The following is a 9051-nucleotide window of genomic DNA, read 5'->3' on the forward strand; positions in this document are numbered from 1 at the left end:
TCGGTCACGCCGGCTATAGACATATTTGATAGGACAAAACGTGGATTGCTGACTCCTGCAGATTCAGCAGATCTGATCAATGAGCTTATGACAAAAGATGGGAGAAAATCATACCGTGACCTGTTTCTCGAATCTCCCTTTTCGCAACAGTATTCCTTAAATCTTTCGGGCGGTAGCAGACAGTATAATTATGGTTTTTCCGGGGGCTATACCCGAGAAATAGACGAGTATGCAGGACGGTCCCGAAAGTTGAATTTACAGCTTACCAATAGCTTTCAGCCTACGGAAAAACTCGACATTGCGATCAACCTTTTGTTTACAAACAGTATTTCTGAATCAGGAAAGCCGAAGTTTGAATCACTTCACTACAACGGTAAGCAGGTGCCTTACATGGATTTTTACAATAATGATGGCTCTCAAAGCGCCTTTTATCCAGAATTTAGGGGTACTTATATGACCGAAAATTATGGCACACCTTACTTAGACTGGGGATATTATCCATTGTCTGATTATAAGCAGGCTGTTTCAACGACAAGATTGAATGAGTGGTATTCAACTATAAGTGGAAAATATAAAATTTTACCTTTTCTAGATGTAAGTGTCGGGTTCCAGTATCAGATCCAACAAACCGATCTGCAAGGACTATATAATGAAGAAAGCTATTATGCCCGAAAGAACATTAATCAATTTATGGAGGTTTCAAATGGGGGAAGTAGCATTACGTATCATATTCCCAGAGGTGGGATCAAGAGCAAAGACTTCTCCTCAGGACGGTCTTACACCGCAAGAACACAGTTAAATATGAATAAGTCATGGGGCCTTCACCGGTTGATCGGTATGGCTGGTGGAGAAATTCGCGAAACAGCAAGCAAGGGTGAAAATTATTGGGTATATGGTTATAAAGAGAAGCCCTTACAGGCAGTTCCGGTAGACTTTACGACATATTTCACTATAGTGCCTTCAATGGTGCCAATGGGGATTACGGGAAGTCCATCTTTCACTGATCGCGTGAACAGGTTTGTATCGCTCTATTCAAATTGGAGTTATATTTTTAAGGATCGATACGCCTGGTCGGGGAGCTTTCGAAAAGATGGAGGCAATATATTCGGGGCAAAAACCAACGATAAATGGTCACCGTTATGGTCTACAGGTCTTTCTTGGGATATCGGGAAGGAATCGTTTATCACCCATAAGGATGTAGATCGATTAAAGTTAAGGGCTACCTATGGTTATAGTGGGAATGTTGACCTGCGTAAAACGCCGCAGCCTATCGCCAGTGTAACTGCAGGTACTTATACAAGATTACCTGCACTGACGATCTCAAAATTGAATGATCCATCTTTGAGATGGGAGAAAGTGTCCACCTTCAACCTGGGACTGGACTTCTCTCTGTTTAAAGGTCGTCTATCTGGTACGGTGGATCATTACATTAAAACAGGAAAAGATCTGTATGGGCTCACTGATTTTGATTATACCGCTTGGGGTAAATCCAATACAGTAACCAAAAATGTTGCATCCATGAGAGGAAAAGGCTGGGATATCACACTTTCAACGAATAATCTGGATAAAGCGGTGAAATGGAATTCTAGGCTGCTTTTGAATTTGAATAAGAACAGGACTACTGCATACTATAGGGCTTTGAACAGTGGCGTATCATCTTTTTTGGGCGATGGAAATACCATCACGCCAATACCGGGGATGCCATTGAATGCACTCTCAGCCTTTAAATGGATGGGGCTCGATAGTGAGGGAAATCCACAGGGTATCCTCCGTGGTGAAGTCAGTAAAGATTATATCGGTATCAACAACGCTGCATTTAACGACGGACTGGAAGGCGGCAGCATCGTTTTTTATGGTTCTGCCAAGCCGCAGGTTTATGGATCACTTATAAATACTTTCGGATGGAAATCTTGGACGCTTTCGCTAAATGTGAGCTATAAAGGAGACTATTATTTTAGAAAACCTGCAACTTCCTATTATAACCTTTTCAACCGAGGGACTGCTTTTCCTGATTTTGAGATGCGCTGGCAGCAAGCAGGGGATGAATTGAAGACTTCAGTGCCTTCGGTGCAATATCCATTGGAAGATTTTAGGGACGCGCTATATGTGCAATCTGAGGTAAATGTATTGAAAGCTGATCATTTGAGGTTAGAGTATATAAACATTTCATGGGATAAAACCCTGAGGCTTCAACAGCGTGCTTTACGGATGAAATTTTATGGAAATGTAAGCAATCTGGGCTTACTATGGACTGCGAATAAGCAAAATATTGATCCTGAATTTCCTTATCGGATTTCGCCCCCAGCGACCTTATCTTTTGGATGCCAGTTAAATTATTGATCATAAATGAATCTTGAAATGAAAAAGACGAAAAAACACTTTTGCTTTCTTACGATCTATCTCGCATTATTCGTAACATTCCATACATCCTGCAACAAGTATTTGGATATACAAGCAAACAAAAATCAGGTAGTACCAGAGGATCTGACAGATCTTCAGCAGATACTGGATGGTTCGCAAAACATTAATTTTAATTTTTGTTCCATAGGTGAGGTTTCGGCTGACAATTACTTTTTGAAGCAAAAGGTATTTGATGGCCTGAATGAAGTGGGCAGAAAATTTTATACCTGGGAAAATCCCGTTTATAATTTTAATAATGATTGGGCAAAAGCCTATATCACTGTCTATAACTGCAATTTAGTGTTAGATAAAATTAAAGAAATTAAGAGAGTGGAGGCAAATAAAAATGATTGGGATAATGTAAAGGGCAGTGCCCTTTATTATCGTGCCAGCCAGTATCTTAGTTTGGTATGGACTTATAGTAAAGCATATCAAGACGATACATCTGCGAAGGACTTGGGCATTGTGCTGCGCAGTACCTCAGATTTTAATGTAAAGTCTGAAAGAGCAACTGTTTTAAAGACTTATCGTGTTATAGTGGATGATCTTTTAGCTGCCGCCGACATATTGCCTGATAAAGCAATTCACGTCATGAGACCATCAAAAATAACAGCATATGCGGGACTGGCGAGAGCTTACCACTCGATGGCGAAATACGATTCAGCTTACTATTATGCGGATAAGGTCTTATCGGTAAATAAAGAGCTGATGGATTATAACAACGCGGCTGAAGTAAAAATTTTAGCCTCATATCCTTTTACAAGATTTAACAAGGAAACACTCGGATATTTTGAACTTGTGACAATTAATGCACAAATAGGAGTTAATAACGCTAATATTGATTCAACTCTATACCAGTCTTATCATGTTAATGACCTAAGAAAGCAGGCCTTTTTTAAAATGAATGCAGATGGTTATGTTTCGTTTAAAGGCAGTTACGCTGGCAGTGCAAATCTATTTGGTGGGCCTGCTGTTGATGAAATGTTTTTAATCCGTGCGGAATGCGCTGTAAGAAAAGGAAGCATTCGGGAAGGAATGGATGATATGGATTATCTATTATCCCGGCGTTATAAAATAGGAAGTTATATACCGGCTTATTTTGAGGCTCAGGATGAAGCACTTGATTTTGTTCTTGAGGAAAGACGGAAAGAGCTGCTCTTTAGAGGTTTGAGGTGGATGGACCTGAAACGTTTAAACGAAGAGGGGCGGGAAATTCAGCTCAAAAGAAACGTGAACGGGAAAGAATATATGCTCAAACCCAGAGATAATAAATATGCACTACCATTGCCTGAAGATGTGATTATGGCGACTGGAATGCTTCAAAATCCTATTTAAGAAAAATCTTTATAATAGTCTTTTTTTGAATTATATACCTTAAACGAGAGACCAGCATTATTTGAAACTGGTCTCTTGTTGAAGGACAGCCAATAGATTAATTGGAAACGAAAATCTTCAAACAAATCTTTGGCGAGTACTAAAAATTAGCTTCTGTTGTGAATGTTAATTTCAGTTTCACTATCTCCACCACTTCGTTCAGGGATAAAACCCGAACCAGTAGAGATTTCCGCTAACTCAATTTGACTGGGATCTAGTTCCCCTGCCGAATTTAGGTCTGAGGTCTCCACTTGCATAGAACAGGCTTTATTGTCACCTGAACAGGATTGACCATTTGGTGTCGTTGTCCAATTCGACTCGTTTGAAACCTCTCCGCTTAATAGCGGATTTCCCTTGAAATAAACAGTTACAGGAGCTAAACTTTTCCCTGCATAAGCTTCAGCACCTTTAAATGCTGAGAATCCGATAATCATGGCTCCGCCTAATATCATGTAGCCATAATTGTTTAAAAATTTGGTTAGCATAATGCTACCCTCCTTTCTGTATTGCAAGCCAATAATTGATTGGTGAAGTTTTGACCTGCAAACGTTTTAGTGAATATTTGTTGTCGGTACGGTTCTGTGTACCGATCGTATCTGTATGCCAGGCTGCCTACTATAGGCCTACTGACGCTGTCATATACTGGAGCATGGTCTATGCTGTCTGGCATAAACCAGATTTCATGTGTTGGTTTAAATGTTGCGTTTTTATAGCTTACAATTCCTGTTGCTAGAATAAACGTGAGAAAGAGGCCGACAGCGGTCTTGTTGGTTAAATTGCTTTGGCCGTGAAGGAAAACCTTACGATTGAGTATTTGCCCTGCTAGCGATAGACCAAGAATAACGAGGTTAAAGATCAGATGCGCTGTCCACGAGATATGACTGAGAAAGCTGGTACACATACAAGGTTTCTTGTCATACACATCGAGGACGCCAAGGGCAATATAAATCGAAAATAAGGTGATCATGATAGTCGATGCTATCCAGCCCCAATGCTGTAAACGGCGTGCAGGCAACCCAAGCAAAGCTCCGATGTTAATTTCCAGCAGCGGAAGCAGCCAAAAAAGTATTGGCGCAAGGATGCTAATGACCGGTTGTTGCTGTAATGCAATATGAAATGCACTGAGCTGCCAGAGTTTTTCAATACCCACATAAACCCAAAAGAGGATCATGGCCGCCCGGAGGATTTTGTAAATCGTTGTATTGGTTTTGTTCGCTTCCATAGCTTTAATTATTTGCACCGGCGGTATTTATTATTTCCTCCCGTGGTTTTATTATTTTTTCTTTCTAAAAACAGGGCGCCATACCTGCGCGCCCTGCTCGGGTACAGCGGCCTGCTACAGCGTCAACTTCTACCTTTCGTACGCTTCAAAACAAAGATAGATCGGATAACAGCCGACCGCAGGGGCAGTAAGTAGGACTTGTGGAGCCTACAGATGCTGTTTAAAATAGCTGTATGGAAGGGGAAGGGGGATTGGAGATGAAATAACTGCTATGACCATGGTCTAGCAAAATAGCAGGCAGGAATGATTTCAAAAGGGATTTAAACAGTGATCAATCCTGTTATCGTAGGGGTAACGGAAGAATACCCCTACTTTTTGAAATTTTACTGGATTTTTTATCCATTTAATTCGGGAAATTTTTCGTGCAATTCATTCAGCATGGTTTTCAAGACTTTGCGGATATGGACAGCAGCCGGAAATTCGCTGCCTCTGTCCATCTTTGTGAGGCTGTGTATCGAAAGAAGTATGCCCTCTTTGGTTTTGACGAGTTTTGAAAATTCTTCCGCAACTTCCTTTTTCTCGGACGAGCGCATGACTTTGGCTTTGACACATAAATGTAGCCAGAGTTTGAGCTCCTTGCCATTCAGATTGCTATGGATAAACCGATAGGGAAGAGCACTGGATGACTTATCATCTGCCGATTCCGTTTCAATATATTGGCACATCAGCATGAGCAGCGTGCTGCGGTTGGGATCATAGGCAAAGTCCGGGATGGCGGAGAAATGCTGCGGATAACGCAATAGATTGTCGGTAGCTTCCGGGTCAGCTTCGTAGAACTCCTTCCAGCGATTTAAAAAGCCGATATGGTTAAAATTAAAATTGATCATCAAGATCAAAAAGCGGGAAGGCCAGTTTTTATGCTGACGTTCATCCTGGGCCAGTTGCCTAAGTGCATCAATCAGCTGAACAAGGTATTGCTGATGATGATATTGCAGGTAAGGTATTTTGCCCCGCTGGAAAAGGCTTTCAATGGCGGAATGCACTTCATCCAGATAGGCTTGAGGAATCTGTTTAAGCCTTAACCTCTCTAAACTGTCTTCGAGGTGAAGATCTAGATATTGCCTGATGCGTTTTTCATGATGCTGCGGTAGCGGTGTTAGGGGATTGATATCTTTCTTAAATAAAAATTCTACACTTTCCAGTAGTTCCTCCACCCGATGAAGCGCATTAAGTTCCTCGGAAATGGACAGATCGCAGCAGGTGTATAATACTTCATGCAGCCGAAGCAACTGCGTATGGTAGAGCTGTATGCCACGGATCGCCTGATCGGCATGGGTATATTGCCGATGGAGGGCCAGGGCATCGTTCAAATGTTCGGCACAGGCAGAAGCAATGGCTTCCAGTTGTTTGCTTCGGCTGGAAGGGCTGATATGGGCAAAGGTCTCTATTAAAAGCATCAGGGGATATAAACTTGTGATCATTTGTACCTCCTTTTCATTTCTTTGTGATACCATGGCCAGCCATACACACCCGGATGCAGCGTCATGTTCAGCTTGCCGCCCTCTTTGGCCTGCTCAAAAGTCTTTGGATGTACCTCGACCGGAAATTGGTATTTCTCATCTTCATACGTAAATGACACCAATAATTCATGTATATCGCAGCAGACTGGGCATTTCTGTATGACTTCGGCCTGGATATAGACCGCTTTGGGACTATCGACCTTTTGGCAATTATTCATAATAAGGTTCATACGGATATACCAGGTACAGGCCAGGAGCATCAGTGGAAATTGAATGGCGTACAGCGTAATCAGGTTGGCACGTTTCAAGAAAATTAAATGGGCTACCGCACAGCTGCCGAGGGCGATAGGGAAGGCATGTTTAAATGCTGGCTTGAGCGGCTGCGAACTGAGCAGCAGTTCATAGGGTAAGCGGTCATACACCGCTATACTGCAGATCTGAATGCAGATAAAAAATAGAGCAAAAAGCTGGAGCACCACATGGTGGCTGCGGATTTCCAAAAAAGGAATCAGCAGGACTAGGACACCGATACTATAAACCTTTAGGTAAAATGCCGACGCTAAAAAGGATCCATATACAGTTACCACGATCGCGATAAAAATCAGGATGTGATTGCGGCTGATCCGTCTGAAAAGATGCATGGGAGGTCTCATACGCAGGGCTGTTAAATCAATGATTTGATGTCAAGTTAAAATTACCTATAACGCATGCTATTTGATATGAATAATATCTTTATTTCAATAAGCGTATGTTTTTAGCATCGAACTCCTTTTTTCTGTAACGAGGCGTTCAATTTATACAATAAAGAACGTGTTTATAAGGTAAGAAGGTGTGTTGATGCGCATTTGGAAGGACACAAAAGGGTGGTTTACCTATCTGATGGTACTGTTTAAAAGAAATAATGGCTAAATTTAGTATACAGAAATTTTTTTAATAGGAGATTTTTGGGAAGAATTAGCCTCACCTGCATTTATCTATCGATCAGTTCAAGGTTAATCTTTGAAATTAACAGTACATTATGGAAAGTAACCAACAGGTCAAGTATGCTAAAGATACGGAGATGCACGTACATTATCCAGATTTCATCTGGGTGTGGATCGCTTCGTTTCTTTTTGGCGGCATCTGTTGGTATATAGGAGCGGTAACAGCGCTATCAGGCTGGTTTGATAGCAAGCCACTGATCATAAGCTATCTATTTAATGTAGTTATCGCTGCATTGACACTCTTTTATATAAGATGGGGGATCAAGCTTTTGGATAAAAAGAAAAGCTGGCGAATGCATATGAGCGATCGTATAGGAACGCAGTTCTTTTTCTGTGTACTACTACCGACCGTATTTCTCTTTGGAATTATCAAACCTGTCGTTCCTCCAAAAAGTGAATGGATATGGCTGCCTTTATTGGTCATATTTCTCTGTATCCTGCTTTTTAACATGATCTATGCCACTTTTTTTTATTGGAGTTTTAATCAGAAAAGGGAATTGTACGTCATCAAGCTGGAACGTACTTTAGAAAGGCAGAACAACGTAGCAGTCAACGCGGATGCGCAAATTTACGCACAATCTTTTGATTTGTATGATCCTATAGATCGGGCATCGCCCGATGAGACCGTTAAGGAAACGGATGCTGTGGAGGAAATTGATCTGACGCTGCTCAAATCGATAAATCCGGCAGAGGAGGAGTTTGTGATCAACAACAAATACCTTACAAAAAAGATTATGTACACGGAGCTGGGTATATTTCTATTTGAGAAGACCAATAATACGCCTATCGTTAAGCTATACCTAAAAGAAGATATGGAAGATAGTAAAGGCTGCGAGCAGCGTAGCCTGAACGAAATTGTGCGCGATACCCACGGCTTTGTGCAGAAAATAGACCGGCATCACGCGATTCCATTGGACATGATCAAGGCCTGCTATCAAATGAAGGGCGGGCGGCTTCGCATCATTTTGCGTGTACCGTTTGGAGATATCAACAGTTTTGTGGTTTCGCCGACCATTTCCCGCAGGATAAAAGATTGGGTCATGCTGCAGGTACCTATTGAAAAAGAGAATACAATAAATAATAACCTTTAATAGATTGATTATGGAAAGCATGAAAAGCAACACTTGGAAATGCCGGGCCACAGGAAAGGTGGCATTTCCATCCCGGATCGATGCCCAATATGCGATGTTCCGGTTTAAATTACGCTCGCGTGTCAAAAATGTCACCAATGGTAAACGCATCAAACACCGCATGGGTAAACCGGCTTGCCGTAGAGCCTACTATTGCAGGCTCTGTAAAGGATACCATATCACCAAATGGAAAAAGGACAATTTTGAGCGTTACAAGAAAACGGTCTTGGCCTGGGATGTCTCTTCCGTGATAAGCGACTGGAACTATTTATTGGAGTAGTGTAATAGTTCTCCGATTGTGTCACCTAGAAATCGAAAAATGAAATGTTTGCTGGCCAGCTAAACCAAGCGAAGGGAAATAGTGTCGGTAAAGATGAAAAGACCTATATATTGGTCGCCAATAAGATCAATACCGATTTTAA

General features: G+C 41.6%; 8 protein-coding genes. 4 read left to right on the forward strand and 4 right to left on the reverse strand.

Annotated elements, in window-relative coordinates:
- On the forward strand, positions 1-2340 hold a 2340-nt coding region (locus tag B2X72_RS24485), incomplete at its 5' end, for a TonB-dependent receptor (protein ID WP_286851877.1).
- Positions 2341-2358: 18 nt separating this feature from the next.
- Positions 2359-3735, forward strand: a complete 1377-nt coding sequence (locus B2X72_RS24490) for a RagB/SusD family nutrient uptake outer membrane protein (RefSeq protein ID WP_286851878.1) — start codon at positions 2359-2361, stop codon at positions 3733-3735.
- A gap of 146 nt (positions 3736-3881) precedes the next feature.
- Here B2X72_RS24490 and B2X72_RS24495 read toward each other — a convergent pair whose 3' ends face one another.
- From B2X72_RS24495 to B2X72_RS24510, 4 genes are all read right to left on the reverse strand, one after another.
- Positions 3882-4259: a hypothetical protein gene (locus B2X72_RS24495; RefSeq protein WP_286851879.1), complete on the reverse strand. Its 378-nt coding sequence runs from the start codon at positions 4257-4259 to the stop codon at positions 3882-3884.
- On the reverse strand, positions 4253-4996 hold the full coding sequence (locus tag B2X72_RS24500) for a MauE/DoxX family redox-associated membrane protein (protein ID WP_286851880.1): 744 nt from the start codon (positions 4994-4996) through the stop codon (positions 4253-4255). The genes B2X72_RS24495 and B2X72_RS24500 overlap by 7 nt, the downstream gene beginning before the upstream one ends.
- A 395-nt stretch (positions 4997-5391) precedes the next feature.
- Positions 5392-6477 carry a hypothetical protein gene (locus B2X72_RS24505; protein WP_286851881.1) on the reverse strand — a complete coding sequence of 362 codons (1086 nt, stop codon included), beginning with the start codon at positions 6475-6477 and terminating at the stop codon, positions 5392-5394.
- Positions 6474-7169: a hypothetical protein gene (locus tag B2X72_RS24510; protein ID WP_286851883.1), complete on the reverse strand. Its 696-nt coding sequence runs from the start codon at positions 7167-7169 to the stop codon at positions 6474-6476. The genes B2X72_RS24505 and B2X72_RS24510 overlap by 4 nt, the downstream gene beginning before the upstream one ends.
- Positions 7170-7534: 365 nt before the next feature.
- Here B2X72_RS24510 and B2X72_RS24515 point away from each other — a divergent pair, with 365 nt between their 5' ends.
- Together B2X72_RS24515 and B2X72_RS24520 are read left to right on the forward strand one after the other, a co-directional pair.
- Positions 7535-8590 (forward strand): hypothetical protein, encoded by a 1056-nt coding sequence (locus B2X72_RS24515; protein WP_286851884.1) that lies wholly within the window; start codon positions 7535-7537, stop codon positions 8588-8590.
- Positions 8591-8600: 10 nt separating this feature from the next.
- Positions 8601-8909: a hypothetical protein gene (locus B2X72_RS24520; protein WP_286851885.1), complete on the forward strand. Its 309-nt coding sequence runs from the start codon at positions 8601-8603 to the stop codon at positions 8907-8909.
- Positions 8910-9051: the final 142 nt, after the last annotated feature.

Origin of the sequence: Sphingobacterium sp. UBA7253, assembly GCF_002472745.1 — a bacterium.
Taxonomy (GTDB): domain Bacteria; phylum Bacteroidota; class Bacteroidia; order Sphingobacteriales; family Sphingobacteriaceae; genus Sphingobacterium; species Sphingobacterium siyangense.

Bases quoted from the DNA above. Each gene is read 5' to 3' on its own strand.
- B2X72_RS24495 (WP_286851879.1), bottom strand. From the start codon at position 4,259: ATGCTAACCAAATTTTTAAACAATTATGGCTACATGATATTAGGCGGA.
- B2X72_RS24505 (WP_286851881.1), bottom strand. From the start codon at position 6,477: ATGATCACAAGTTTATATCCCCTGATGCTTTTAATAGAGACCTTTGCC.
- B2X72_RS24500 (WP_286851880.1), bottom strand. From the start codon at position 4,996: ATGGAAGCGAACAAAACCAATACAACGATTTACAAAATCCTCCGGGCG.
- B2X72_RS24510 (WP_286851883.1), bottom strand. From the start codon at position 7,169: ATGAGACCTCCCATGCATCTTTTCAGACGGATCAGCCGCAATCACATC.
- B2X72_RS24520 (WP_286851885.1), top strand. From the start codon at position 8,601: ATGGAAAGCATGAAAAGCAACACTTGGAAATGCCGGGCCACAGGAAAG.
- B2X72_RS24490 (WP_286851878.1), top strand. From the start codon at position 2,359: ATGAAAAAGACGAAAAAACACTTTTGCTTTCTTACGATCTATCTCGCA.
- B2X72_RS24515 (WP_286851884.1), top strand. From the start codon at position 7,535: ATGGAAAGTAACCAACAGGTCAAGTATGCTAAAGATACGGAGATGCAC.